This is a genomic window from Trichormus variabilis 0441 (assembly GCF_009856605.1).
Lineage (GTDB): Bacteria > Cyanobacteriota > Cyanobacteriia > Cyanobacteriales > Nostocaceae > Trichormus > Trichormus variabilis.
Genome location: NZ_CP047242.1, coordinates 3,704,825 through 3,729,378, shown reverse-complemented (window position 1 = coordinate 3,729,378; position 24,554 = coordinate 3,704,825). Strand labels below are relative to the sequence as shown.

Annotated in this window: 25 protein-coding genes; 15 read left to right on the top strand and 10 right to left on the bottom strand. The window is 40.9% G+C overall.

Going from position 1 to position 24,554, the window contains the following annotated elements:
• The first annotated feature begins 47 nt into the window (after nucleotides 1–47).
• The 4 genes from GSQ19_RS15175 (at nucleotide 48) to GSQ19_RS15160 (ending at nucleotide 4,806) form a co-directional block, all read left to right on the top strand.
• A complete protein-coding gene (locus GSQ19_RS15175) occupies nucleotides 48–1,673 on the top strand; it encodes an ArnT family glycosyltransferase (RefSeq protein ID WP_011318769.1) in 1,626 nt (541 codons plus the stop codon).
• 131 nt (nucleotides 1,674–1,804) lie between these two features.
• Nucleotides 1,805–2,272, top strand: a complete 468-nt coding sequence (locus GSQ19_RS15170) for a MarR family winged helix-turn-helix transcriptional regulator (RefSeq protein WP_011318768.1) — start codon at nucleotides 1,805–1,807, stop codon at nucleotides 2,270–2,272.
• A 170-nt stretch (nucleotides 2,273–2,442) separates the two neighbouring features.
• Nucleotides 2,443–3,717 (top strand): MFS transporter, encoded by a 1,275-nt coding sequence (locus GSQ19_RS15165; RefSeq protein ID WP_011318767.1) that lies wholly within the window; start codon nucleotides 2,443–2,445, stop codon nucleotides 3,715–3,717.
• A gap of 588 nt (nucleotides 3,718–4,305) precedes the next feature.
• Nucleotides 4,306–4,806, top strand: coding sequence for a sterol desaturase family protein (locus GSQ19_RS15160; RefSeq protein WP_011318766.1), 501 nt, complete (start codon nucleotides 4,306–4,308; stop codon nucleotides 4,804–4,806).
• Nucleotides 4,807–4,968: 162 nt separating this feature from the next.
• Here GSQ19_RS15160 and GSQ19_RS15155 read toward each other — a convergent pair whose 3' ends face one another.
• Nucleotides 4,969–5,430, bottom strand: coding sequence for a CYTH domain-containing protein (locus GSQ19_RS15155; protein WP_011318765.1), 462 nt, complete (start codon nucleotides 5,428–5,430; stop codon nucleotides 4,969–4,971).
• Nucleotides 5,431–5,614: 184 nt separating this feature from the next.
• Here GSQ19_RS15155 and GSQ19_RS15150 point away from each other — a divergent pair, with 184 nt between their 5' ends.
• Together GSQ19_RS15150 and arfB are read left to right on the top strand one after the other, a co-directional pair.
• Entirely contained in the window at nucleotides 5,615–5,914 is a 300-nt protein-coding gene (locus GSQ19_RS15150; RefSeq protein ID WP_010998826.1) for a hypothetical protein, read from the top strand.
• A gap of 63 nt (nucleotides 5,915–5,977) precedes the next feature.
• Nucleotides 5,978–6,391, top strand: coding sequence for an alternative ribosome rescue aminoacyl-tRNA hydrolase ArfB (arfB, locus tag GSQ19_RS15145; RefSeq protein WP_011318764.1), 414 nt, complete (start codon nucleotides 5,978–5,980; stop codon nucleotides 6,389–6,391).
• Nucleotides 6,392–6,448: 57 nt separating this feature from the next.
• Here the strand turns inward: arfB and GSQ19_RS15140 are convergent, their stop codons facing one another.
• The 3 genes from GSQ19_RS15140 to lgt form a co-directional block, all read right to left on the bottom strand.
• Nucleotides 6,449–7,087, bottom strand: coding sequence for a PAP/fibrillin family protein (locus GSQ19_RS15140; RefSeq protein WP_011318763.1), 639 nt, complete (start codon nucleotides 7,085–7,087; stop codon nucleotides 6,449–6,451).
• 53 nt (nucleotides 7,088–7,140) lie between these two features.
• Nucleotides 7,141–7,926 carry a precorrin-4 C(11)-methyltransferase gene (gene cobM, locus GSQ19_RS15135; RefSeq protein WP_011318762.1) on the bottom strand — a complete coding sequence of 262 codons (786 nt, stop codon included), beginning with the start codon at nucleotides 7,924–7,926 and terminating at the stop codon, nucleotides 7,141–7,143.
• Between the two features lie 261 nt (nucleotides 7,927–8,187).
• A complete protein-coding gene (lgt, locus tag GSQ19_RS15130) occupies nucleotides 8,188–9,036 on the bottom strand; it encodes a prolipoprotein diacylglyceryl transferase (RefSeq protein ID WP_011318761.1) in 849 nt (282 codons plus the stop codon).
• Nucleotides 9,037–9,198: 162 nt separating this feature from the next.
• On the opposite strand from lgt, the gene coaD reads away from it, so the two are divergent.
• Both coaD and GSQ19_RS29745 read left to right on the top strand, forming a co-directional pair.
• The gene (coaD, locus tag GSQ19_RS15125) at nucleotides 9,199–9,774 is read left to right on the top strand and encodes a pantetheine-phosphate adenylyltransferase (protein ID WP_041456176.1); all 576 of its coding nucleotides are present in this window, start codon (nucleotides 9,199–9,201) and stop codon (nucleotides 9,772–9,774) included.
• Nucleotides 9,660–10,352 (top strand): ATP synthase subunit B family protein, encoded by a 693-nt coding sequence (locus GSQ19_RS29745; RefSeq protein ID WP_185478958.1) that lies wholly within the window; start codon nucleotides 9,660–9,662, stop codon nucleotides 10,350–10,352. The genes coaD and GSQ19_RS29745 overlap by 115 nt, the downstream gene beginning before the upstream one ends.
• A gap of 275 nt (nucleotides 10,353–10,627) precedes the next feature.
• Here the strand turns inward: GSQ19_RS29745 and GSQ19_RS15115 are convergent, their stop codons facing one another.
• Nucleotides 10,628–11,161 carry a pyridoxamine 5'-phosphate oxidase family protein gene (locus GSQ19_RS15115; RefSeq protein ID WP_011318758.1) on the bottom strand — a complete coding sequence of 178 codons (534 nt, stop codon included), beginning with the start codon at nucleotides 11,159–11,161 and terminating at the stop codon, nucleotides 10,628–10,630.
• A gap of 75 nt (nucleotides 11,162–11,236) precedes the next feature.
• Entirely contained in the window at nucleotides 11,237–12,199 is a 963-nt protein-coding gene (holB, locus tag GSQ19_RS15110) for a DNA polymerase III subunit delta' (protein WP_011318757.1), read from the bottom strand.
• A gap of 544 nt (nucleotides 12,200–12,743) precedes the next feature.
• Here holB and GSQ19_RS15105 point away from each other — a divergent pair.
• Nucleotides 12,744–12,983, top strand: coding sequence for a hypothetical protein (locus GSQ19_RS15105; protein ID WP_041456174.1), 240 nt, complete (start codon nucleotides 12,744–12,746; stop codon nucleotides 12,981–12,983).
• A 234-nt stretch (nucleotides 12,984–13,217) separates the two neighbouring features.
• Here GSQ19_RS15105 and tmk read toward each other — a convergent pair whose 3' ends face one another.
• The 3 genes from tmk to GSQ19_RS15090 all read right to left on the bottom strand — a co-directional run bounded on the left by tmk (nucleotide 13,218) and on the right by GSQ19_RS15090 (nucleotide 15,789).
• Nucleotides 13,218–13,853 (bottom strand): dTMP kinase, encoded by a 636-nt coding sequence (gene tmk, locus GSQ19_RS15100; RefSeq protein ID WP_011318756.1) that lies wholly within the window; start codon nucleotides 13,851–13,853, stop codon nucleotides 13,218–13,220.
• 206 nt (nucleotides 13,854–14,059) lie between these two features.
• Entirely contained in the window at nucleotides 14,060–14,503 is a 444-nt protein-coding gene (locus GSQ19_RS15095; RefSeq protein WP_011318755.1) for a hypothetical protein, read from the bottom strand.
• 287 nt (nucleotides 14,504–14,790) lie between these two features.
• Entirely contained in the window at nucleotides 14,791–15,789 is a 999-nt protein-coding gene (locus GSQ19_RS15090; protein ID WP_041456173.1) for a M28 family peptidase, read from the bottom strand.
• A 177-nt stretch (nucleotides 15,790–15,966) separates the two neighbouring features.
• Here GSQ19_RS15090 and GSQ19_RS15085 point away from each other — a divergent pair, with 177 nt between their 5' ends.
• Complete coding sequence (locus GSQ19_RS15085) at nucleotides 15,967–17,238, top strand: urease accessory protein UreH domain-containing protein (RefSeq protein WP_011318753.1); 1,272 nt, start codon at nucleotides 15,967–15,969, stop codon at nucleotides 17,236–17,238.
• Nucleotides 17,213–17,899, top strand: coding sequence for a hypothetical protein (locus tag GSQ19_RS15080; RefSeq protein WP_041456172.1), 687 nt, complete (start codon nucleotides 17,213–17,215; stop codon nucleotides 17,897–17,899). The genes GSQ19_RS15085 and GSQ19_RS15080 overlap by 26 nt, the downstream gene beginning before the upstream one ends.
• Before the next feature lie 105 nt (nucleotides 17,900–18,004).
• Here the strand turns inward: GSQ19_RS15080 and galE are convergent, their stop codons facing one another.
• Nucleotides 18,005–19,003, bottom strand: a complete 999-nt coding sequence (gene galE, locus GSQ19_RS15075; protein WP_011318751.1) for a UDP-glucose 4-epimerase GalE — start codon at nucleotides 19,001–19,003, stop codon at nucleotides 18,005–18,007.
• Between the two features lie 321 nt (nucleotides 19,004–19,324).
• On the opposite strand from galE, the gene fraI reads away from it, so the two are divergent.
• The 4 genes from fraI (at nucleotide 19,325) to GSQ19_RS15055 (ending at nucleotide 24,384) form a co-directional block, all read left to right on the top strand.
• Nucleotides 19,325–19,990 (top strand): septal nanopore formation protein FraI, encoded by a 666-nt coding sequence (gene fraI, locus GSQ19_RS15070; protein ID WP_011318750.1) that lies wholly within the window; start codon nucleotides 19,325–19,327, stop codon nucleotides 19,988–19,990.
• A 232-nt stretch (nucleotides 19,991–20,222) separates the two neighbouring features.
• Entirely contained in the window at nucleotides 20,223–21,974 is a 1,752-nt protein-coding gene (locus GSQ19_RS15065; protein WP_041456722.1) for an ABC transporter ATP-binding protein, read from the top strand.
• Nucleotides 21,975–22,058: 84 nt separating this feature from the next.
• Nucleotides 22,059–23,465 carry a sensor histidine kinase gene (locus GSQ19_RS15060; protein WP_011318748.1) on the top strand — a complete coding sequence of 469 codons (1,407 nt, stop codon included), beginning with the start codon at nucleotides 22,059–22,061 and terminating at the stop codon, nucleotides 23,463–23,465.
• A gap of 268 nt (nucleotides 23,466–23,733) precedes the next feature.
• Complete coding sequence (locus GSQ19_RS15055; protein ID WP_011318747.1) at nucleotides 23,734–24,384, top strand: HupE/UreJ family protein; 651 nt, start codon at nucleotides 23,734–23,736, stop codon at nucleotides 24,382–24,384.
• Nucleotides 24,385–24,554 lie beyond the last annotated feature (170 nt).

Below are 24,554 nucleotides of genomic sequence, written 5' to 3'. Positions count from 1 at the left end.
TATTTTAATAAAGTTAAGGTACATCAACCCATTTACTTAGTGCTTTAATGTCGTATAAATCACAGCCATTGCCAGCTATTTGGCGACAAATCAGTTTATCAGCAGCCTTTCCTTACATAAGTTTGCTGATTTGGACAGTTCCCTTATTACTTTTTAGCTCCGGGGAAAATAGTTTAATCGCTCATGATGAAGGGCTTTATGCTTGGCGATCGCGTCAAATATTGGACTCTGGTAATTGGATATCCAGTTGGGGTTCTATGCACCATAAGACACCAGGCCCTTATTGGTTAATTGCTATTTTCTACCAGTTATTTGGAGTCAGCGAATTTAGTGTCAGATTACCCAGCATGATTTTTGGTATTTTGTGCGTATTACTTGTCTATGAAATTGGCAAGATCATGCTTAGTAAAACCTTAGCTTGGCTAAGTGCAGCAATTTTGAGTGTAGAATTTCTCTGGCTGCAATATAGCCGTTTAGGTAATCCTGATATGCCAATGATTTTCTTGATACTCTTGGCTATTTACTTACTTATTCAAGCAGAATTACATCCTCAATATAGAAATTATTTTAGTTTTATTGTTGGGTTAAGTTTGGGTTTAGGTTTCTTAATGAGAAGCTTTGTAATTGTTCTCCCGACTGTAGCTTTATTACCTTATTTAATAGCAGAACATCGTCGTCATCGTCATTTGATTAACCCTTGGTTATACTTGGGTGTAGTTATTGGTTTTATCCCCATATTGCTTTGGTCATGGTTCAATTGGCAAGGTGACGGTAATAATACCTTTACTCCTCTAGTCAACTTTGTATTTCTTCTTGGCTCGGAAGAGCGTGATGGTAATGGGATATTATTTTATTTGTGGAATACCCCTTTAAAAGCTTTTCCCTGGCCATGTTTTAGTCTTTTGGGATCACTATTAATTATTCGTCGCCCTTGGCATCGTTATAATTTGCTCCTGATAGGATTTCCTCTTGTATTATTCGCAGAACTTACCATTTTCTCTACTCGTTTATCTCACTACGCTCTGAGTCTTTATCCTTTCATCGCTTTGCTAGCGGCTGTTGGTTTAGACTGGTTGGGTAAAGTTTACGAGATGGAATATACAAAAAGAAAATCCTTGTGGCACAGGGGTAATATTCCTCAGATCCTCAGCTATACTTCCGGTGCATTAGGAATTTTATTTTTGTTAGCCGCCATAGCTACCTTGATCTGGGGCTTTGTCGATCGCAAGTATGCAGTTATTGCTTTAGTTGTCGGTTTAAGTTGGTTTATTGTGCCAGTAGTCTGGATTAGTCGCCATAAACTTGGCTGGAAGTTTCTTTCCGCACGTTATTGGATTGCAGGTTGGCTAATTCCTTGCTGGTTAGCTTTGGCCTTTGCTGGTGGCTTTGGCTTATTAGGTGACTATAATCCAGATTTTCGTATTTTCTTCCAACAACCAGCGATCGCCTCTATCTTACAAAACAACCCCATCAACTTTGTACAGGTAAACGATAAGAACTCTGTCTTACTCAATTTTTACACCCCTGTTCACGGTCAAAAACTAGACACAATCGCCCAACTACCACCTTCTAGCTATGCTTGGATAGATAAAAATCACTCACCTGAAATATCCAGACCACACCGCGTCATCGGTGAAGTACGCAACTACAAGTTAATTCAAGCGGTTCCGTAGGGGTGTGGGGGTGTAGGAGGAGAATCACTATTGAGACAATTGTACAGACGCGATTAATCACGTCTCTGATCATTGACTATTAACCCTTCACCCCCCTATAATAAATATTACGTGCGCTAAGTAATTGTCTCATGATTGCCCAACCAGATAATTCACCAGCTTTAGATTCGTGGCAACAAAATCTGGCTCCCTACAATGTGGGCTATAGAATTAAGTTACTTTCACAACTGCTTACCCGCAGGTTTACTGAAATACTAGAACCCTTTGGACTGACTCCATTTCATTGGCTAGTTTTATGCTGTCTGTGGCAAGAAGATGGTTTACCTACTTCGAGTATTGGAGATAAACTCAAGCAAGTTGGAGGTACGCTGACAGGTGTACTAGACCGTATGGAAGAACGGGGCTTGGTGCGTCGAGAAAGGGATCTACACGATCGCCGAATCTGGCGCATTTGGTTAACACACGCAGGTAAAGATTTAGAAGCTGTTTTACCACCACTGTCTGCAAAACTACGCGATGAAGCAATGCAAGGGATTTCTGATGCTGAACGTGAACTATTTTCTCAGCTTTTAAATCGGGCGATCGCTAACCTCTCTTAAGTCTTATTATTCTTCATCCGACGGGGTGAAGAAATTTCTAGCTTTTTTTAGGAATATATTACGTACACGAAAGAAAAGCCGCACATATATCAATAAGCTAATATTACGCACTTTAAACATTATCAAGTTTTACTAAATTTATCAGTCCCCAATTTTCAGACAAATAATTTATGAATAAAAAAACGTGGCTGCAAATACCTGCTTTTAGGTCAAGAAATTATCGCTTGTTTTTTGCAGGACAAGGAATTTCTCTAATTGGCACTTGGATGACACAACTAGCCACTGTTTGGCTAGTTTATAGCTTAACTAATTCCCCTTTAATGTTGGGAGTTGTGGGATTTACTAGTCAGATTCCTAGTTTCTTTCTTGCACCTTTTGGAGGCGTATTTGTAGACAGATTTTCCCGTTATCGAACCTTGATTGGTACACAAGTACTAGCAATGTTTCAGTCGTTAACCTTAGCAGCGTTAATGTTCACAGGTGTCATTCAAATTTGGCATATTATCGCCTTAAGCTTACTCCAAGGAATGATTAACGCCTTAGACGCACCTGCTAGACAAGCCTTTGTCCCAGAACTCGTGCAACGCAGAGAAGATATAGCTAATGCGATCGCCATCAACTCGACTATGATTAATGGGGCGCGATTAATTGGCCCAGCCATTGGGGGCTTATTAATATCCTGGGTGGGTGTAAAGTATTGTTTTCTAATAGATGGCTTGAGTTATATTGCCGTCATTGCTAGTTTATTGGCGATGAAAGTTAAACCTTGGACAGTGACTAGAATTGATGGTAATCCCTTACAGCAAGTCAAAGAAGGATTTATTTACGCCTTTAGCTTTCCACCAATTAGAGCGATTTTATTACTATCAACTTTAGTGAGTTTGATGGGATTACAAAATACTATCCTTGTGCCAATTTTTGCTGAAACTATTCTCAAAGGTGGTGCGGAAAGCTTAGGATTTATCATGGCAGCTTCAGGACTGGGAGCCTTATCTGGTGGTATTTATTTAGCCAGTAAAAAAACAATTCTAGGCATTGGTAAACTCATTGCTATAGCTCCAGCAATTTTAGGATTTGGACTAATTGCTTTTGCCATTTCTCGATATTTACCTCTTTCTCTATTCACCATGTTGTTTGTTGGCTTAGGAACAATTTTACAAATAGCTGCTAGCAATACATTTCTGCAAACAATTGTCGAAGAAGATAAGCGTGGTAGATTGATGAGCTTATATACCATGTCATTTTTAGGGATGATACCTGTGGGTAATTTATTGGGTGGTGCATTAGCCAATAGAATCGGCGCACCTAATACATTAATTATTGATGGTATAGCTTGTATTATCGGTTCAATATTATTTCAAAGAGAATTACCAAAGCTGAGAAAATTAATCATGCCAATTTATGAGCAAAAAGGTATTGTAACAGTTGAGAATAAAAGTGCTTAAACAGAATTTGATATCGAAGTATTTCTGTGTAGCAAATAGCTCTAAATAACCTACTCAATCCAGATATTAATTAATCACAACTTTCCCATATAAATGAATTAAAATTATTTATTTTAGGCTGAATCTAGCCATTAATATTTAATTTAATTAAATTCCTAATTATACTTTGTACATATATTAATGTATTTTATTATGCACCCATATCATACATTCACTGAAGTATAGATTAAAAGAATAACCTTAACCTAAATTTGTACGAACTTTAACTCATTCTTTGCTTATAGCATATGCCTTCATAAGAAAATTATAAGGTATTTACCATAAAGTACGGCAAGTCTATCGGTGTTTAGATGTATCAATTCTATCTACCCAAATCCAGAAGCCAAATAACAGGCTATCAACGGTTGCCGCTTCGTGTAATTAGGAGCATAAATTCGTGAAAATGCAACTTTTGCAATTACCTAAATGTTCAGCCAAATAATCTGAAACTTACTCGCGGAAACATTATTAAAACCGTGTCTCTGCTTCAACAGTAATGATATTCACCTTTTTGGTGTGGTGTTTTTTTACGGAACTTGAGGAGTACAAATGCTTGAGGCGATCGCTGTTGCTTGGCTATTGTTATTTTTTGGCGATTTCTTGTCTACATTTTTCTACCACGTACCCGAACACGTTTTTGGTAGTCTCCATTTAAAAACGCATCATTCATGGAAAAAGAACTTCCGTCACTATGCTATTTTAACCTCCAATACCCAAGTTCTTTTAGATGGTATTTTGGGAGCTTTACCTTATTTAATAGTAGCAGTAGTTCTCTGGTCTTTCTCTCCCATTGGTGTTATTTCTGGATTATTGTTAGGTCAATTTCATGTATGGTGGAGACACGTAACAGCTTTAGGTTGGCAAACTCCAAAGTTGGTGAATATTTTATGTCAAATTCTGTTTATCACCACTCCTGAAAGACACTGGTTACATCATCAAAAAACTAACCTGGGTTTTGGTGATATCTTCACTGTCTTTGAGCAACCAGCACAGGTTTGGCTACGTTGGTTAAGAGTACTAAGAGTACGTTTGCGTTACTCCCGTATCTAATGCTAAATATCCCCGATTTCTTGAAGAAGTCGGGGAGTCAAGTCGCTTCGCTCCAATTCAAAATTCAAAATTCAAAACTCAAAATTCAAAATTAAATACCCCACGGATAAATCCGGGGGCTTGTATACTTTTTTCTTTGGTCATACTTATTACAGATATCAATCACCATTGCGAAAAAGGGTGTTTAACTAAATAACTATTGAAATATCGGTGATCTCCAGTAACTTCTGTGCCAATCCAGTGAGGGATATCAATCTTTTGTGCTTCATCGGCAAGTTCAACTTCTGCTAATATCAAGCCTTGATTGACTCCGGCAAACTCGTCTATTTCCCAAACTAAACCAGCCAGATCGATTTTGTACCTGATTTTTTCGATAAAGGGGCGATCGCACAAAGTATCTAGCATTTCCTGGGCATCTGCAAGGGGAATAAGATACTCAAACTCTGAGCGAGAGAAATTGACTGTAGGGCCTTTAATAGTTAAATAACCTTGATTACCAACTACACGAATACGCACAGTAGCCCCTTGTGAAGGAATGTATCCTTGACGATATGGACTACCTTCAGCTAGTTGTCGCCAATCATCTCCGTTGACTAAAAATTTTCGCTCGATTTCTTGTGCCATTGTGCTTTGAGATTGCTTATCGATGAGCTTCTGGAACTGTTAACTCTGATTTCACGGGTCTTTTGATGGGATTTCCTTGCAAATCTACCACGACATTAAGGAATTAACCAATAACCACCCTAATAGGGTTTAATAAAAAAGCGTTCAACCTTAAGAGTAGCCAATACTGAGTTTTAATATTTGAATGAGTAAATTTTCTATCGATATTGATTTTAGCCATGTAGACTTATCTTCCTTGGAAACCGAGGAAGATTTGCGTATTGAAGCCAAAAAATTACTCCCTGCTGCACTTGTCCAGCATGGTGAAGCTGTAGCCCTGCAAACCTGGGAAGAAATGCAAAAAAACTTTTCTGGTAAATTGTCCCCAGCAGAGAAACGTAAATTTATTCAACAAACAGGGAAGAACTATCAACGTTCTGCTAGTAACCGAGAAAAACAAGAACTCGAAGACCATATAGTAGAGCAGCTACGCCAGCAGAAGTAATTTAGAGGCGATTGTCTTTGAGCAACCAGAGGCGATCGCCCCTTTAATGCTATACATAAAGTTATGCTGCAAATTTCCCAGAAAATCATCATCCCCGATAGCGAAATTGAAATTAGCGCCATTCGCTCCCAAGGCGCGGGAGGGCAAAATGTCAATAAGGTTTCTACTGCTATCCACCTACGCTTCAACATAGAAGCTTCATCCTTACCAGCTTTCTATAAAGAGCAGCTTTTGAAGCTGAATGACCGACGCATTAACCAAGAGGGAGTCGTTGTCATCAAGGCTCAAGAACACCGTAGCCAAGAGCAAAACAAAGAAGAAGCTCTGCAACGCCTCAAAGACCTCATCAAAAGCGCGGTCATACTACCCCAACCACGCAAACCTACTAAACCAACTCGCGGTTCTCAAAAAAGACGACTTGACAGTAAAACTAAGCGAGCAGAGATTAAATCTATGCGAAGGCAGGTTATTGATTAGAGGAAAATTAAGGAGTGGAAAAATTATTGACGACTGTTGACTGTTGACTGATGACGGCTACTTACATAGTTCATCAGATTTTTGCAAAATAAACAAACTACCGTCGCCCCCGCGTCCAATTCTTAAGGTTTCGTCTAAGTAAGTAATGTCAAGGCTGGCAACTCTACCTTGAGGATTGTTCGCTGACACAACCTTAAATGGGTTGAGTTGGGGGGTATCAATGCCAATAATCTTCTCGATGGATAGATAGCGTTTGTCAAAATAGACATTGATACGTTTGTCTGGTGCAGATGATTTATCATCTATCACAGGCTCAAACCTAGCTGTTACTTTCACGTATCCTGATATTAATCCCAGAGAATGTTGCACAAAAGCTAAATTAAAAAACAATTTATTAGCAACATCGATCACTTGATAAACTTTACCTACCTTGAGTCCTAATGGCAGGGAATCCAAAGAACGGATTTCTCTGGCAGTTGAGTATTGCAGTTGCCAAGAACCCTCCAGCAAAGCAGCAGCATTCAACAGAGGCTGGGGATTGGGGTTGCAGCTTTCTAATTCCGTTGTTATCTGTTCGATTTCTGCGGCGATAGTTTGATCTAGCTTCACATTAGTAACAGGAGAGCCAGCACTGTTAATTTGGATCTCCGCCAGTTTTGCTTGTAGTTTTTCCCTCAGTAAAAGTCGGTTAGTCAAGGCTTGAACATTTCCTTTTGAGAACTTATATCGTGTCAGATTATGAGTTTACCTTAGCTATCTCCAGCAGTGCGGAACAGATGACTATGCTCAGGATGATATAAGCGCGATCGCCCAGTGGTATGTGATAATGCAGGGCTAATCACATATAACGTAGTGCGAATCAGATTTTCTTGCTGAGTACACTCTGCCATCTCCCGGAGAGGAACCACACGAATTCTTTCATCAGGCCATCCTATGCGAAAGCAAATAGCTACAGGTGTATCTGGGGGATAGTGTTCTAGTAGTTTAGCTTGGGCATTTTCCACATGACGCGCACTCAGATATAAGCATAAACTAGCTTGATGTGCTGCGAGGGTAGCTAGTTCTTCTGTCTGTGGGACTTGTGTTCGTCCACTAATGCGCGTCAGAATAATAGTCTGGACTAAACCAGGAACAGTCAACTCTACCTTCAGTTTAGCTGCGGCGGCTTGGAAAGCACTAATACCGGGAATGACTTCAAAAGGAATATTAGCTGCTGCCAGAAGCTGCATTTGCTCATTAATGGCGCTGTAGAGACTGGGATCACCGGAATGGAGACGTACTACAGATTTGTGCGATCGCACCCTGGCGATCATCAAAGGTATAATCTCCTCCAGAGTTTTGTTTGCAGTCTGAATAATTTCTGCATCTTTTCGGCAAAACTGTAAAAGCTCCTCTGGTATTAACGAATCTGCGAATAAAATCACATCTGCTACTGACAGTAGTTTTTGGGCTTTAACTGTCAGTAAATCTGGGTCTCCAGGTCCCGCTCCTACAATATAAACGGCGGAATCTAGGGGATTTACATGATTTTGCATACAAAATTTTATATAAAATCTAAGTAATTATCGGTAGACAGAAAAAAATCAAAAAATTTTTTGAGAATTTGCTCGGTATCTTTCCGGATTATCCCTCTAGCCATAGTAGAGAGTAATGGTAGATGCACCCTGGTTAAGCCCTAGAAATCATTCTGGGGCATTTTTTATTTTTGGTCAGTTGTTAGTTGTCAGTTGTCAGTTGCCATTAACCATTAGTATTCCTCTTCTCCCCCTGCCCCCTTGCCTCCCACCCCACAGCCTCTACTCCGTATCTTTGGGAGAAGAAACAACGTCAGGTAAAGGACGTTTGCGAACGTACAACCAAGCTAATCCGGCTAATCCTAAAGTAATACCTGTCAGGCTGACAACTTGTGCGATGCGTAGCGGCCCAAGCATTAAGCTATCTGTCCGCAGACCTTCAATCCATAAGCGTCCTAAGCTGTAGGTTGCTAGGTAAACCATGAATAACGTACCTACTTTGAGGCGTGGTTTGCCAGCTAAACTACGAAAGAATAAAGTGATTAGCAAGGCAAAAACCATTAAGTCCCAAATAGATTCATAAAGGAATGTTGGGTGAAAGTACTCAAAACTTGCTAAATCTGGAGGACGGCGTTCTATGGGAATGTATAACTTCCAGGGTAAATTGGTAGGACGACCAAAAGCTTCTGAGTTGAAGAAATTACCCCAACGCCCGATCGCTTGCCCTAAAATCAGTGAAGGAGCCACCAAATCAGCTAATTGCCAAAAAGGAACTCGCTTGAGCTTGGCAAAAATTAACGCTGCTAGAGTCCCGCCAATAATCGCTCCGTGAATCGCAATTCCCCCCTGCCAAATCGCAATAATCCGTTCTGGATGCTGGGCATACTCTGACCACTGAAACAAAACGTAATAAATCCGGGCTGCGGGAATCGCCCCAATCACCAGCCAAATTGACAAGTCACTGAGTAAGTCAGGATTCACCTGTCGGCGCTTTGCCAAGTATTGAGAAAGGCTAACACCAATTAGCACAGCCGTAGCAATCAATAAGCCATACCAGCGAATAGTGATTGGGCCTATTTCCACCAGAACCGGCCCTGGAGAAGTAAACAGAAACGCCAAAGGCAATGCCATGTAAAATTACCCAAATAAATATTATGAATCCATAGTCCATAGTCAATGGTCAATAGTCCATAGTCAACAGGCACTAAGCCTTGTTTTGAATTTTGAATTTTGAATTGTTTCCCCCCATTCCCCGGATATAATCACCTCAATAACTTTGATACATCTAAAATTGTGATTGCTGTTTATCCTGGTAGCTTTGATCCGATCACTTTAGGACACCTCGATATTATTCAGCGTGGTAGCCGTTTATTTGATTTGGTGATTGTCGCCGTCTTGCGAAATCCTAATAAAGTACCATTATTTAGCGTGCAGGAACGCCTAGAACAGATTCGCAGAACCACTAAGCATTTACCAAACGTAGAAGCCGATGGTTTTGATGGTCTGACTGTTAATTATGCCCAACAGCGACAAGCACAGGTTTTATTAAGGGGTTTACGAGCGATTTCTGATTTTGAGGTCGAGTTACAGATGGCCCATACTAATAAAACTCTTTCTACTCAAATTGAGACAGTTTTTTTAGCAACATCAAATGAGTATAGTTTTTTAAGTAGTAGTGTGGTAAAAGAGATTGCAAGATTTGGTGGTTCCGTCGATCATCTTGTCCCCCCACACATAGCTTTAGATATATACAAATGCTACAACCACAATTATCCAACGGCGAATCCAACTACAACGGAAATTACTCCCCCTCACCAGAATATGGCAACGGCAGCCCCCCAGGAGATACTCCAGGAACAGGAAATGTAGATATTCAGCAAGAACTCGATCGCCTAGAAGAAATTATCTTATCTAGCTTCCGCGTCCCCTTAACGGGAAGGACGCTGATAGATGAAGAAAAATTATTAGAACAGCTAGATTTTATTAGAGTTTCTTTACCGTCGGTGTTTCAGGATGCAGCCGCAACCTTGGAACAAAAGCAAGAAATCTTGTTGGAGGCGGAAGAATATGGACAGCAATTGGTTGATGCAGCTCAAGCTAAAAGGGCGCAAATCTTAGCTGAAAGCGATATTATCAGACAGGCGAAACAAGAAGCTGACCAACTGCGCCGACAGGTTCAGCAAGAGTGTGAGGAAATGATGCAGGAAACCCTTGCAGAAATTGACCGCAAGCGGCGCGCTTGTCAACAGGAATTAGAAGAAATGCGACAAACAGCGATCGCTCAAGCTCAAGAAATCGAAAATGGTGCTGATGAATATGCTGATCATGTTCTGGAAGGGATCGAACAAGACCTAAAAGATATGTTACGAGTTATTACAAATGGCAGGCAACAACTAAGAAGTGATAGTCAAGCACAGCGTAATTCTCACTCTCAGAAAAAGAAGTAAACGCTGATATTTGAGTTACTGTAATATTTTTTTAGCCCCATCTTGTATTTGGGGTATATTTATCTCTGCGTACCTGTAATACCAAATTAATATGAAGCTGCGCCAAATGAATGATGTAGAGACTTTGTATGCAACGTCTCTACAGTACAGAATAAAGTGCATCTATGGCTACGCCAGGCAAGCTACATCAAGAAACGCTATAAAGAGGATTTTGCCCGTCATCGGCAGTTATTTCTAACAGAGCAAGGTTATAGCCATAACATTCAAATTGTGGATTAGTTTGAGAACAAATTGATCTGAATTTTTGTATCAATCAATTGATTATTAACTAATAATCGGTTACCAGTAATCCAAGTTTGTTGAGATTGAAATTGGTAAATTCTCCGGGGAGAATCATCTAGATAATCCGCCGCCGTTTTGAGAAGTGGTTTTCTGGCGCGATTTGCTAGCAGAGGAAAAGCTTGTTCGGCTTGGTTTTGGTTTAACTCACAAGCTGTACCTTGAAAATATAACCCTTCTGGACTACCTTCTGGGAAACTAGAATTATAAATAGCGATCGCCACTCGTCCATGATTGTGATAAATATTTTGTGAGTGCTTGGATGTAATAGCTGAAGACCAGTAAATATTCCAACTATCATCATAAGCAAAAAATACAGGCGACACCCAAGGAAAACCATCAACTGAACAGGTGGATAGTGAACAGTAAATATTATCGGCAATGATAGAATGTGCTTTACTTATAACCTCTAAATTTTCAGCATCGATAGTATTCACCCATCCATTGTCAGCAGTTGCAGTTTCCATCATTTCTATAGCTGTATTTTGTACAATTGCATTCTTCCAGAAAAGATGTATCGCAGTTGAGGATTAATTGTCCAGTAGTTAGATATTAAATTCCTGATATACAGATAATAAAGTACATTCCCAAACGAGGCGCGGTTGAGCGTAGACCAGTAGGTATTTACGAGCTTTTTCTAGTTGACTGATAATCCCTGGTAGATGCCGCTTTTGCCAGTAGGATTGCTGTAAATAATCCACTAACCATAGTTGTGCTTCCGTTTCTAAATCCTTGTCGATTCTCTTAGCTAATTCCAACGCGTGACGTTGAGATTTTGGTGCTGTTGTTAAATCTTGCAGTAAGTCAGGGGGAATAGTTTGTAATTGTTCATAAGAGGCGATCGCACTCCCTGGGCTACCAGATGCTAAACTCAACAGGGCTGGGTGCTGTAAAACTGCTTGATTCCCGGTTTGCGTAAGTACTTGAGTCAAAGATGTTGTATCTAAACTGTAAAAGGGAATGCGTTGACAGCGTGACACCAAAGTCGGCAATACAGACTCAGGGGAAGGCGTAATCAAAACTATGGTTGCTTGTCCTGGTTCTTCTAACGTCTTCAACAAAGCATTTGCGGCTGGTTCCGCCATTGTTTGCGCTTCCTCCAACACCACCACATTTCTTGGTGCTTCTAAGGGAGGACGGCTGAGAAATTCTGTAATTTCTCGAATTTGTTCTAGGCGAATTAAAGGCGGTGCTTTGCGTTTGAGTTTCTTTTCTGCTGCTTGGGCGGCGGTGAATCTTTGCCCTTGGTATTGATAAGTTGGCTGTACCCACAGTAAATCAGGGTGATTACCTTGACGTAAACGCTGTTGTAAAGATGGAAGAAGTCGCGCTTCCACAACAGATGCAAATAACAACTCTACAAAGCAACGCGCCGCTAAACTCCGTCCTACACCATCTGGCCCCGCAAATAGATAAGCCGGGGCTACTCGGTTTTGCTTAACAGCTTGAGTTAATAACTCAATAGCTTGCTTTTGTCCTACCAGTGGTGCAAACGGGTTATTGGTCATTCTTGAGTAATTAAAATTTCATATAAAGCTTATTTAATTTTTTACGTATTTGTCTTAATAGTCGTCGTTTTTCCATGTTTTGTGGTTAGATTTAGCTGAATGCTGCATATAAAGCGGCTAACCGTCACATTTATAAAGATAATTGCTAAGCGTCCCGGCGATACTAAAACATATTACACATCAATAAGGGACTTCCAACTAAAAAAATATACAATCACTGTGGTAAGCAGGGGAAGCAGGGGAGGAAGAATACAATGATCATATTTGCTCTGACCCATTGAATAATTTATTTTCTGGAAGTCCCTTACACCCCTACACCCTTATGCAAACCCTGGATTTTTCGTTTTTATAGGCAATCCCTAATTTAATTTCACCTAGCTACTTAGTCATTTTGGTAAAGATATATTTTAGACAAAATTTAAGACGTTTTGTCTATTTTTATTTATTCTATATATTGATTTATACAAAATAAATTGTAAACATAATAATTAGTTTGCATAGATTATCTCCTTGGGTTTAATCTTGGGAGGAAGGAGTGAGACAAATGGCTAATATCGCAATCGATACACTACATCTTACAGGTTATGATTTGTTATCTGATGCTGACAGCTTTCTTGATGAACTATTTCATCAGGAAACGTCATCTGTAGGAGGTGGTTGGGGTAAATCTTATGGGTATAACTCCTTGTTTGGGGGTGGTTATTCAGGAAGTAGTGGCTCTTACAATTCATTTTCTGGAGGCTTTTCTGGGCATGGTGGCTACTACAATAGATCCTGGTGTTAACCCCTAAATAGAGGAGCAAATTATCGTTTTATAACGATATTGGTAAAAAGCAAAAGCAGTAATTTTTCATATGAGGCTAATAAAAGTAAATTAGACTTATAAAGTTAACAATCTGGCAACTTCTATATTAGATCAACTGTTGTTGATAATAAAAACTCCCAGTAAATAAAGTTTTGCTGGGGCTGGATATAAATATTCTGATGATTTTGTCATCGAAACATATCAAACGACTGACTACAGCCATTCCTTTAGATGTGGGCTGAGAATCTCCTGAATGGTTTTATGTACAGTTTCTTTACTCAATTGACCATCAACCCTGATGATGCGCGAGGGAGAGGATGCAGCTAAGTTTGCATAGCCTTGCTGTACACGGCGGTGGAAAGCGATGGTTTCTTGTTCAATCCGGTCTAGTCCTACATTTTCCCCCCGTTTTCGGGCTAGTCCGACTTCAACATCCACATCTAGCCAGATGGTGATGTCACTGGTTAACCCACCAGTGGCGATGTCATTTAACTGATGGATGAGATTCATGTCCAAATTGCGACCGTAACCTTGGTAGGCAATAGTAGAGTCAACATAGCGATCGCATAATATATACTTACCCTGAGCTAACTTAGGTTTGAGTTCTTGGGCAACGTGTTGTGCGCGATCGGCAGCATATAATAATAACTCTGTCACCTCAGCGATTGGCTTATCTTCCGCCTTCTGTAACAACAAGCGCCGCAAATCTACACCTAATTCTGTTCCTCCTGGTTCACGGGTGAGAATCACAGAAATTCCCAAATTTTGCAACCACTCTGCACAAAGCTGCATTTGGCTAGTTTTGCCGCAACCTTCAACCCCTTCAAATACAATGAATCTGCCACCCATGCTGTTTTTATGTTCGCCGATGTTTTGAGGACTGGCTCAACAAGATTTTTAGCTGTGCAAGGGTTTAGGGGAGTAAGGGTTGTGAACACTTGTACTCTGAGCCGAAACCCTTGATTTTTCACTTTCTTGCTTCAGTCCTAGTTTTAATACGCTACCAGCAAACTGTTCTTTCACACCAAAATAGAAAGTTAATGAGAAGTATATTTTTACTTACCAGAGCAGTAGCCGTTAATTTCTTTAACTATGACACCTTCTTCAAGACTGCTCTTTTGCAAGGTTACTAAAAAGCGATTTGCCTGTTTAATATTCTTTTGATTTATGGCTGTTGCGGCTTCATTCAAACCCTTACTAATATCTTCATAGAGTTTGATAAATCGCCCCTGAAAGCCTTGCAACTGTTCATCCTTGATTGCCAAACCTTTCATTTCTGTGGTTACTTGGTCTATCTTACTAGCAAATTCAGTTAAGCCTTGGGAACCTTTAGCTGATTTGGGATCTTTACCATATTGCTGACCTAATAAAGCTGCTTGATTAGCGATTTTTATAACTTTATTACATTGAGCAACCTTACTTTCACCACAGCCTGTCAATAATAAGGCGATCGCAGCTGCAACGGAAAGCGTAGCACTAGGTTTATAGATACTCAGCATATTTACTATAATCTCCAAATATATGATGCAAAAAAACAGACTAAGCAAATCATCGTTGATTTTATTGAGTCCTGTCACTTTATACTGCATCATTTCTCAGAAGTGTATGTAATTACCCAGGTATGGAGAAAAGTTAACATTGACTATTGACTAAGCTGTTACGCATTTAAATCGTATATTTCGCACTCAGGTTGTCAAAAGTCCACAGTCCAAGCTAGCCATTAACTCTGAACTCTTGACTATGGACAGCCCTGACGCAATAATATTTGATATAGGTGCGTATCACCTTATTGACTATTGACCAAAGTATTAACTGCATTGACTACAATTTGCGCTGCACCAACAAAAAATGCTTGCTCAATATTGCTGGGTGTATCAGTAGGTTGATGATAATGAGGTGTACGTAAATTGGCAGTATCGGTGACTAATACTGCACCTATTCCCTGATACCAAAATGGAGCATGATCACTACGCAGTGTATCTGGTGTGAGTAGACCTTTCAGAGGAATCGGTATAGTTAAGACACTGGGAAGATTTTTTGTATCTGCATGATTAAAAGCTTTGAGTAAAGACAAATTTTCGATATCGCCGACGGCTACTAAAAAATCACCCTTATCGCTGGGTGGGGTAACAGGTAATCCCGGTGGATATTGCTGACAGCCGGCGGTATAACAAGCGTAACCAACCATATCCATGACTATCACACCCCGGAGTTTTTCCAGGCGTTGAGTATTGGTGACAAAAGCTTTACTACCAACTAGTCCGGCTTCCTCAAGGTCAAAAAAAGCTAACTGCAAAGTCCGGGGTGTGGGGTGGGAAGCAAACAGTCTGGCGATTTCCAAGATTACAGCCACACCACTGGCGTTATCATCTGCACCAGGAGAACCGACTACAGTGTCATAATGAGCTGCTACTAAAATTGCGTCGCCTGTGTTGTCAGTCCCTGGACGTTCAGCAAACACATTCACACCACCGGAGAACTTTTCCAGCTTTGGTGTCCAGCCAGATTTTCGCAGTTCATTAATGATATATGTCCGAGTGCGCGATCGCTCTGTTTTTGTATAGCGTTGAAAATTTAACTGTTGAATATGAGCTAATAATTTATCAACAGATACTTGTAACTCATCTTTGACTTCCTGCAACTCTGGTTGTGGCGGTGGCGTTGCTACTGGCGCACTCTCAACAATTTCTGGCGAAGAGCGCTGTTCAAAAAAAGCGCTGCTCCTACTACCCACAATCACAACTACCACCAGCACCAACAATGTCAACCAAATCCGTTTTTTCATCATGAGACTACACAATTTCGACAGTTTGTCTTTTGACAAAGTGACCAATATGGCCTAATGTTTTGCCCTAGTATTCTGTTGAGTAAAATTTGCAAAAGATAAAAATTTTTAGCAAAATAACTCTTTCCCCCTCCCTACTCCCCACCTGTACGAAAAAGCTGCCTCAGGAATTTCTTTATGCTAGATTTATCACTCATCACTATCCTGGGGTTCTTGGGCAGTTTTGGGCATTGTTTTGGGATGTGTGGGCCGTTAACAGTAGCGTTTTCTCTATCTCATCAACACACCACTCCTGAAAAGGATTCTCAGAAAAAGATATCACCCACAAAAACTAATCCGACTTGGCAACAGCAATTAAAGTTTCATTTCCTGCTCAACTTGGGGCGGATGTTGAGTTATGCCCTTGTAGGTGCTGGACTTGGGGGAGTCGGTTCTGTATTATTGCAAGGCGGACAGTTAGCGGGTTTAGGTAGCGACTTTCGCCGAGTCATGGCAATTATTACTGGTGTAATGTTGATTTGGTTCGGCTTAGGGCAATTAGCACCAAATTTACTACCCCACATTCCCATATTGCATCCCCTGTTAAAAGGCAACTTACACAACCGCCTGAGTGCGGGAATGGTCAAACTTTCTTTGCAACCGCGCTGGTGGACACCCACACTTTTAGGCATGACTTGGGGTTTGATGCCCTGTGGCTTTTTGTACGCTGCTCAGATTAAGGCGGCGGAAACTGGTAGTCTATGGATGGGTGGAGCGACTATGGCGGCTTTTGGCTTGGGAACACTCCCCACCATGTTAGGCGTAGGCGTGTCTACTTCCTTGGTGAGTCAAGATAGGCGCAGTCAGTTATTTCGTTTGGGTGGTTGGATTACCCTGACTATTGGGACAATTACTTTGCTGCGGACTGGCGACATAATGGTAGATTATACCGGACACGCAGCCTTACTGTGCTTGGTTCTAGCTTTGATTGCTCGCCCCATTAGCAAACTCTGGGCATCACTGTTGCATTATCGTCGCGCTTTGGGGGTAGGGGCATTTGTGTTGTCTGTGGTGCATACCACCCACATGATTCAACATTCATTAGACTGGAATTTTGCCGCCTTTTTCTTTTTACCGCCACAATTTCAAATAGGCATGGCTGCTGGTGCTGTAGCATTGATCTTAATGACCCCCGCAGCTTTTACAAGTTGGGAATCATGGCAAAAATCTTTAGGCAAGTACTGGCGACAGATTCATTTACTGAGTGTACCAGCTTTGCTGTTGAGTGCAATTCATGCGGTGTTGATTGGTTCCCACTATTTGGGTTCTCTACAGTCAACTTGGGGGAATATCATAGCAACAGTGCTGTTAGGAATAATAACTCTTAGCGTGTTGCTCGTTCGCTCGCACTTTTTTTGGTCAAAGTTAGCCGTAAAGCAGTTTTATGTCCCCCCTACCAAATCACGCTAAAGCAACCAAAGAAAAACACCTGGTGTATTACAAAATCCAAAACAAGGTATCAACAGCAAATCTTAGAGTTAATCAATACCTCGTACCATTTCTCAGTTGTTTAACTTTATCCATCGCTAATATTCACCCAGCTACCGCCCATAAGGTGCAGATATCACCAGATATTGGCGGAACACTGCACATAGAACCCAACGATAACCCTCGTGCAGGTGAACCGACGCAAGCTTGGTTTGCCCTCACCCGCAAAGGTGGCACAATATTACCCCTCCAGCAATGTAATTGTCAGTTAGCAGTTTACGCCGAACCCCACACACCAGGAGAACCGGCACTACTGGAACCATCCCTCAAACCAGTGAATGCTGAACGCTATCAGGGCATACCAGGCGCAGATATTACCTTTCCCAAAGCCGGAATTTATCAACTACAACTAAGTGGTAAACCCGCAACTGGGGCAAACTTCAAACCATTTGAATTTACATTTGAAGTGACCGTAGCCGGTGGCAATGCAGTAAATACACAAAATACTCAAAATGTCAACAATAACAATTCAGTTGATATAGCAGCTGAATCTAAATCTATACCACCTTGGGCGATCGCTCTGCCGATTTTAGCTGTCTTAGGTGTTGTATTGGCTATTTGGCGCAATAAAAACAAGCCATAGATACCCGACTTCTTCAAGAAGTCGGGTATCTAGTAATTTTGAATTTTGTACTCCTGCGGAGAACCCGAAGGGTATTTTGAATTTTGAATTTTGAATTTTGAATTGTTATTGATGCCGCTTCTGATGCCATTGCCAAGCATGGGCAACAATATCTTTGATTGATGGGTAATTTGGTTGCCAGCCAAGGATTTTTCTGGCTTTCTCACCACTACCAATCAGACTGGGGGGATCTCCGGGACGGCGATCGCATTCTTCAACGGCTATGGGTAATCCTGTGACTTGTTCACCAGCTGCAATTACTTCTCTGACAGAGAAACCTTGGCCATTACCCAAGTTAAAAACTTCGCTATCTCCACCTTTTAACAAATATTCCAATCCCAAAACGTGGGCATCGGCTAAGTCGTTAACGTGGATATAATCCCGAATACAAGTGCCATCGGGTGTGGGATAATCAGTGCCGAAAATAGAGATGGATTTACGTTTACCTAAAGCTGTTAGTAGTACTAGAGGGATTAAATGAGTTTCGGGGTTGTGATCCTCACCTAGCAATCCATCAGGATTAGCACCAGCAGCATTAAAGTAACGGAAACGGACTGATTTCAAACCATAAGCTACATCGAAATCCGCCAAAATCCTTTCCACCATTAACTTAGTCGCACCATAAGGATTGATGGGGTCTTGGGGATGATCTTCGGGAATGGGAACACTTTTTGGCACTCCATAAGTGGCACAAGTGGAAGAAAAGACAAACTTATTAATTGAAGCAGCCAGCATCGCTTCTAATAAGGTTAATGTGCCTAAAACATTATTGCGATAGTACTTGGCAGGATCACTAACAGATTCGCCTACATAAGCGTAAGCGGAAAAGTGCATCACTGCATCAAAATGACGGGATTTAAATAACTCATCTAACAAAGAGCGATCGCCTGTATCACCCACCACCAATTCTACTTGTAAAACTTTTTCTACTAAATCACGATGTCCATAGACCAAATTATCTAGTATTACCACGTCGTAACCTGCTTGCTTGAGAGCCAGGACAGTGTGCGAACCAATATATCCTGCTCCCCCCGTTACCAAGATGCTGGGCTTTCCAGGCGACATAGTTTTTCCTTTTGAGTGACAACTACTCAATTAATTTAGCAAGAAAGGTAGAAAGTACCCTGCGGAATTCACCCCTACACCCCTACACCCTTACACCCAGTCTCAACAAAAAAATTTAGCTACGTAAGTAATTAATAATCTGGAAAATTATAAATATTGGACGCAGTGTGGAAAAATTGCACTAAAATCACTACGACGGTGGTCTTTTGTGTGAGGGGTGAACAGTTTGATGTCAAATGCTGCAATTACAGTTGAGGCTAAAATAAATCCACTTCGCAAGACCTCTAGGCTAACCACAAAAGGAGATTAGAGCGTAAATATATGTTTTTACTGTTAAGCCGGGTACTGCTGTGGCTACTGATTGGGATTATTGTCTATTCCCTGTTTCAGAGAGTTTATCCTTCCAGTACTTTTGTTGGGCGAATAATCTTAGTTATTATCTTGGTTGTCTTAGCTTTGTCATTCATTAATCCGAATGAACCAGCTGTGCGATCGCTCTGGGATTTAGTATCCTTTCCCCTCAAACCCTTAGGGGGATCACTTTTACTGCTGATTTTCGCAGCCCAAAGAATTAAAGGCGGTGGTATAGAAAAGCCAGGAGGATATCTTGCCGGTTGGGCATTGACGATTCTACTGTTGTCGAGTATGCCATTCATCAACAAGTTGCTAGGAGGAACCTTAGCTACCACATCTGTTTCTCTACCATCACAAACCTTAGTAGCCTTGCAGCCATCAAGCAATAATATTACTGATATTGGAAGCAATATCTTATACAGTGCGGAATCAGGGCAGACAACAATAGCTCTCAACTCGTTAAATTCAGAAATTCCCTCCTATTTGTTACAGACTCCTGCCCCTGTAGCAAATCGGACAGGTTTAACTGTGAGTGACTTTGTACCTAGTGCAGACACTCTGCAACAAACAACAAGATTTTGGGAAAGTTATCTTAATCAGATTTATTTTTTCTTACGTGGTCGTCAATCATAAGGGTAAAATAAGTATCTTGAAAAAGAGAACAGGGGCTAGGGACTAGCAAAAAGTAGAGGAGCAGGGGAGCAGAGGTAAAGAAATTTTGACTCGGCACTCTCCACTCAACATTCTCCACTCACTAGTCCCCAATTCCCCCTTCGGGGTTCGTCAGTCGCTTATGGGGGAAACCCCCTACGTACCCGTCGCTGACTCACCAGTCCCCAGTCACCAAAACCCAGTCCCCCAATTCATGACAAAATCTCGACGAATTACTAAACTTGCTGCTTATCTGCGTCCCCATTGGCGGGAAGCAGCATTGGGCATCCTGGCTTTGTTGTCTGTCAATGGGCTGGGTGTTTATATCCCTTGGTTGATTAGGGCTTGTGTTGACCTACTTTCTACCAACTTTAGCTGGAACCAAATATTACGTTACGTAGTAGTTATTATCTTGCTTAGTTCCGCTATGTTGCTCATCCGCATGGCTTCGCGGATTTGGTTATTTGGAGTGGGTAGGCAAGTAGAATTTGACCTTAAACAACGGATTTTTGAGCATTTACTCAAGCTAGAACCAGCTTATTTTGCCACCAATACAATTGGTGATCTAATTAGCAGAGCCACCAGTGATGTAGATAATGTCAGGCGCTTATTAGGTTTTGCGGTCTTAAGTTTGGCCAACACCCTATTTGCTTACGTTCTCACCTTACCCGTCATGCTGAGAATTAGTGTCGATTTGACACTCGCAGCTTTGGCAATTTATCCCTTAATGTTTGTTTTAGTCAACTTATTTAGCAATCGTTTACGTCAGGAACAGGCAAAAGTACAAGAACAACTCTCTGACATTAGTGAGTTGATTCAAGAAGATATTAGTGGCATTGCTTTAATTAAAATTTACGCTCAAGAAGAAAATGAGCGTCGCGCTTTTGCCCAACAAAATCAAAAGTTATTAAGTGCTAACTTGGAACTAGCCAAAAGCCGCAATATTCTGTTTCCTTTAATTGGTGGTTTAGCCAGTCTGAGTTCACTGGTAGTTATTTGGTTGGGAACGTCAAGAATTGCCGAGGGAACCTTAGCTGTTGGCGATTTTTTGGCGCTTCTCATATACATAGAACGTCTAGTCTTTCCCACAGCGCTATTAGGCTTCACGATTTCTGCTTACCAACGGGGTGAGGTGAGTGTAGATCGTTTGGAAGCTATCCTCAGTGTAGAAGCTAAAATTCAAGATGCTGATGCAGCCATACATTTAGAATTAGCTGAGGTAAAAGGGGAATTAACTGCCAAAAATCTCAGTTACGCTTATCCGGGTGTTGAAAATCCGGCTTTGGACAAAGTTAGCTTTACTATTGCTCCTGGGGAAACCGTAGCGATTGTCGGAGCAATCGGTTCTGGTAAATCTACGTTAGCTAATGCCTTGCCCAGATTATTGGAAGTTGCGCCAGGACAATTGTTTTTAGATGGGCAGGATATTACTCAGATAGCTTTGGCCGATTTACGTAGTGCGATCGCCTATGTTCCTCAAGATAGCTTTTTATTTAGTACTACAATTAAAAATAATATCCGCTACAGCGATCCTGTCAGTCCTCCAGAAAATGTAGAGTACGTTGCTAAACTAGCTCAAATCCATCCCGAAATTATTAATTTTCCCCAACAGTATGAAACCATCGTCGGAGAACGCGGTATTACCCTTTCTGGCGGTCAAAGGCAACGTACTGCACTAGCTAGAGCAATGTTAGTTAATGCTCCAGTCTTAATTTTAGATGATGCCCTCTCTAGTGTGGATAATCAAACAGCTACACAAATTCTCAATAATCTATCCAGTGGTACTGAACGTAAGACTGTAGTTTTCATCACTCATCAACTTTCGGCGGCGGCGGCGGCAGACCGGATATTTGTCATGGATAAAGGTCAAATTGTACAGGTGGGTAATCACTTGGAACTGTTACAGCAAGCAGGTCTGTACCGGAAACTTTGGAGCCAGCATCAAGTGGCAGAACTACTAAGTTAGTAATTTCTCTGTAGCATCTTTATTTACAAAATTTTATACTTGCCATGTAAATTATCGTAGCGAAGTATACTTTGGCAATATTTAATGTTACAATTAATACATAATGTTTTTGCGGATAATTTATTTATCCCTCATGGCCATTGCTACCTGTGGCAACCTGGATTAGTTTGGTTGCATACACTTTCAGATTTCCTCATCGCTGTTGCCTACTATTCCATCCCCATCACCCTGGTTTATTTTGTTAGAAAGCGACAAGATTTGCCTTTTAAATGGATATTTCTACTATTTGGGGCTTTCATTGTCTCCTGTGCTACCTCCCATGTGATGGAAATCTGGACACTTTGGCATCCAACTTATTGGTTGTCTGGTTTCATGAAGGCAATCACTGCTTTTATCTCCATATATACAGCCATTGTCCTCATACCCATTGTTCCGCAATTATTAGCTTTACCTAGTCCTGCACAATTAGAAGCTGCTAACAACCGACTCAAAACGGAAATCATCGAGCGCAAAACAGCAGAAGCAGCTCTTTTACAAATTAAAGCAGACTTAGAGAATAGAGTTGAGGAGCGCACCAATCAGTTACATCAAAGTATGTTGGCATCCTTGGCTACAGCCGCTAAAGCTAAAGACCAAGCAGAAAAACTGCAAGTCGCTTTGAACGATTTGGCTAACGCTCAAGTCCAACTGATTCAAACAGAAAAAATGTCTTCTTTGGGTCAATTAGTTGGAGGTATTGCCCATGAAATTAATAACCCAGTTAATTTTATTTACGGTAATATTCACTTCATCTATGAATATACCAAAGCTTTGTGGCAACTAATTATTCTTTATCAGCAATACTATCCTAAACCTGCTTGGGAAATTGCGGCTTACATACAAGAAATTGATCTTGATTTTGTACAGAACGATTTTGAAAAAATTTTAGCCTCTATCAAGAATGGAGCCGATCGCATTCGGGAAATAGTTTTATCTTTACGCAATTTTTCTCGCTTGGATGAAGCGGAAATTAAACAAGTAGATATTCATGAAGGCATTGATAATACAATATTACTGCTAAAAAACCGCTTAAAAGGTCAGGGCAAACATCCAGATATTGACGTTGTTAGAGAATACAATAACTTACCTCTAGTGGAGTGCTATCCTGGTCAACTAAATCAAGTATTCATGAATATCCTGACCAATGCTATTGAAGCAGCCAAGGAATCAGCAAACAAGCCACTGATTCAGATTCAGACTAAGGCTCTAGATAGTAGTCAAGTGATGATTCAGATTTCTGATAACGGTTGTGGTATGACGGAAGAAGTAAGAAATAAAATTTTTGACCCTTTCTTCACAACTAAACCTATTGGTTCAGGTACTGGTCTAGGGATGTCGATTAGTTATCAGATTATCAATAAGCATGGTGGCACCCTAAAGTGTGTTTCTGCTCCCAACGAAGGGACTGAGTTTATCATTTGCATCCCAACTCGCCTCAAGTCTTCTACATAAGAATCCAGTTTTTTTATACCGTTTTTTGAGCAAGATGCACTTTATTCTGTACTGTAGAGACGTTGCATACAACGTTTCTACATCATTTATTTGGCACAACTTCATAGAGAATTGGTATTAGGTATTAGTTGTTAACAAAAAAAACTTTCTATCCAACATTTGTACATTAATCCTGCCCCCTATCCCTCTACCTCTGTTTTGTATGAGATGTTAGTTATTTTGATTGCCAGGGAAGTATAAGGTATCAAAAAACTACTTGTGCATTTTTATGTTAACTACATCCATACCTACTGCTGTCAGGAAGTTACAGCATCGTCACCTGGGAGCGATCGCCGCTTTGATACTAATTAGTTTGTTAAGCTCTGTAAGTGGATTATCTCTGCAATATCAGATAACCAATAGCTGGGATGGTTTTTTATGGGGTGTGGCTGATCCGGTGCTGCACCTCGACAGTTTAGCCAGGATATTAGGCATTGGTTTAATCTCAACAGGCATTGTTCATGGTTCATTCGTCACCATGTCTTTTGTCTTAGCATCTGTACTGGGCGGACTTACACATTTATCGACGTTCCATTTACCAGGTGCAGAGATAGCGATCGCTATTTTTACTATTGGCTTTGGTGCTATCTTAGTGATGCCCCATAAACCTAACTGGCTGGTTGTAGTGATCTTAGGTGCGATCGCTGGTTTGTTGCAAGGCTACGTTTCTGGACAAGTTACCGACGGGATTGATTTCATCTCCTTGCTTACCTACACCGCAGGCTTCGGTTTAACTCAGTATGCAATCGCCACTAGTACCAGACGACTGGTTAAGGATAGCTTATACACAATCGTCCGTTTTGTAGGTTTTGCTTTTATGGCGATCGGTTTTGTATTCTGCGGTAACTTACTCAATTTCTTAGGTACTGCTAATTTTTGAAATATCCCAGGTTGTGGGTGTTCAGATACCCGACTTTTTTTGAAAAAGTCGGGTATCTATGACTTGTCATCAGACGTACATTAGCTTGGAACCATTATTCTCAACCATCAATATTAAAGTTTAAAGAAATTGGATTATATGTCACCTTTACTCTGTTAAGATTCACGGTT

What these genes read in the sequence shown, in the direction of transcription:
- tmk (WP_011318756.1), bottom strand. Translation starts at nt 13,853, where the DNA reads ATGGGTGGCAGATTCATTGTATTTGAAGGGGTTGAAGGTTGCGGCAAA.
- GSQ19_RS15095 (WP_011318755.1), bottom strand. Translation starts at nt 14,503, where the DNA reads ATGCTGAGTATCTATAAACCTAGTGCTACGCTTTCCGTTGCAGCTGCG.
- GSQ19_RS15150 (WP_010998826.1), top strand. Translation starts at nt 5,615, where the DNA reads ATGAGTAAATTTTCTATCGATATTGATTTTAGCCATGTAGACTTATCT.
- lgt (WP_011318761.1), bottom strand. Translation starts at nt 9,036, where the DNA reads ATGGCATTGCCTTTGGCGTTTCTGTTTACTTCTCCAGGGCCGGTTCTG.
- GSQ19_RS15085 (WP_011318753.1), top strand. Translation starts at nt 15,967, where the DNA reads ATGCTAGATTTATCACTCATCACTATCCTGGGGTTCTTGGGCAGTTTT.
- GSQ19_RS15170 (WP_011318768.1), top strand. Translation starts at nt 1,805, where the DNA reads ATGATTGCCCAACCAGATAATTCACCAGCTTTAGATTCGTGGCAACAA.
- GSQ19_RS15165 (WP_011318767.1), top strand. Translation starts at nt 2,443, where the DNA reads ATGAATAAAAAAACGTGGCTGCAAATACCTGCTTTTAGGTCAAGAAAT.
- arfB (WP_011318764.1), top strand. Translation starts at nt 5,978, where the DNA reads ATGCTGCAAATTTCCCAGAAAATCATCATCCCCGATAGCGAAATTGAA.
- GSQ19_RS15060 (WP_011318748.1), top strand. Translation starts at nt 22,059, where the DNA reads ATGTTACAATTAATACATAATGTTTTTGCGGATAATTTATTTATCCCT.
- cobM (WP_011318762.1), bottom strand. Translation starts at nt 7,926, where the DNA reads ATGCAAAATCATGTAAATCCCCTAGATTCCGCCGTTTATATTGTAGGA.
- GSQ19_RS29745 (WP_185478958.1), top strand. Translation starts at nt 9,660, where the DNA reads ATGCTACAACCACAATTATCCAACGGCGAATCCAACTACAACGGAAAT.
- GSQ19_RS15055 (WP_011318747.1), top strand. Translation starts at nt 23,734, where the DNA reads ATGTTAACTACATCCATACCTACTGCTGTCAGGAAGTTACAGCATCGT.
- holB (WP_011318757.1), bottom strand. Translation starts at nt 12,199, where the DNA reads ATGACCAATAACCCGTTTGCACCACTGGTAGGACAAAAGCAAGCTATT.
- GSQ19_RS15160 (WP_011318766.1), top strand. Translation starts at nt 4,306, where the DNA reads ATGCTTGAGGCGATCGCTGTTGCTTGGCTATTGTTATTTTTTGGCGAT.
- GSQ19_RS15090 (WP_041456173.1), bottom strand. Translation starts at nt 15,789, where the DNA reads ATGAAAAAACGGATTTGGTTGACATTGTTGGTGCTGGTGGTAGTTGTG.
- GSQ19_RS15155 (WP_011318765.1), bottom strand. Translation starts at nt 5,430, where the DNA reads ATGGCACAAGAAATCGAGCGAAAATTTTTAGTCAACGGAGATGATTGG.
- galE (WP_011318751.1), bottom strand. Translation starts at nt 19,003, where the DNA reads ATGTCGCCTGGAAAGCCCAGCATCTTGGTAACGGGGGGAGCAGGATAT.
- GSQ19_RS15115 (WP_011318758.1), bottom strand. Translation starts at nt 11,161, where the DNA reads ATGATGGAAACTGCAACTGCTGACAATGGATGGGTGAATACTATCGAT.
- GSQ19_RS15065 (WP_041456722.1), top strand. Translation starts at nt 20,223, where the DNA reads ATGACAAAATCTCGACGAATTACTAAACTTGCTGCTTATCTGCGTCCC.
- GSQ19_RS15175 (WP_011318769.1), top strand. Translation starts at nt 48, where the DNA reads ATGTCGTATAAATCACAGCCATTGCCAGCTATTTGGCGACAAATCAGT.
- GSQ19_RS15105 (WP_041456174.1), top strand. Translation starts at nt 12,744, where the DNA reads ATGGCTAATATCGCAATCGATACACTACATCTTACAGGTTATGATTTG.
- fraI (WP_011318750.1), top strand. Translation starts at nt 19,325, where the DNA reads ATGTTTTTACTGTTAAGCCGGGTACTGCTGTGGCTACTGATTGGGATT.
- GSQ19_RS15080 (WP_041456172.1), top strand. Translation starts at nt 17,213, where the DNA reads ATGTCCCCCCTACCAAATCACGCTAAAGCAACCAAAGAAAAACACCTG.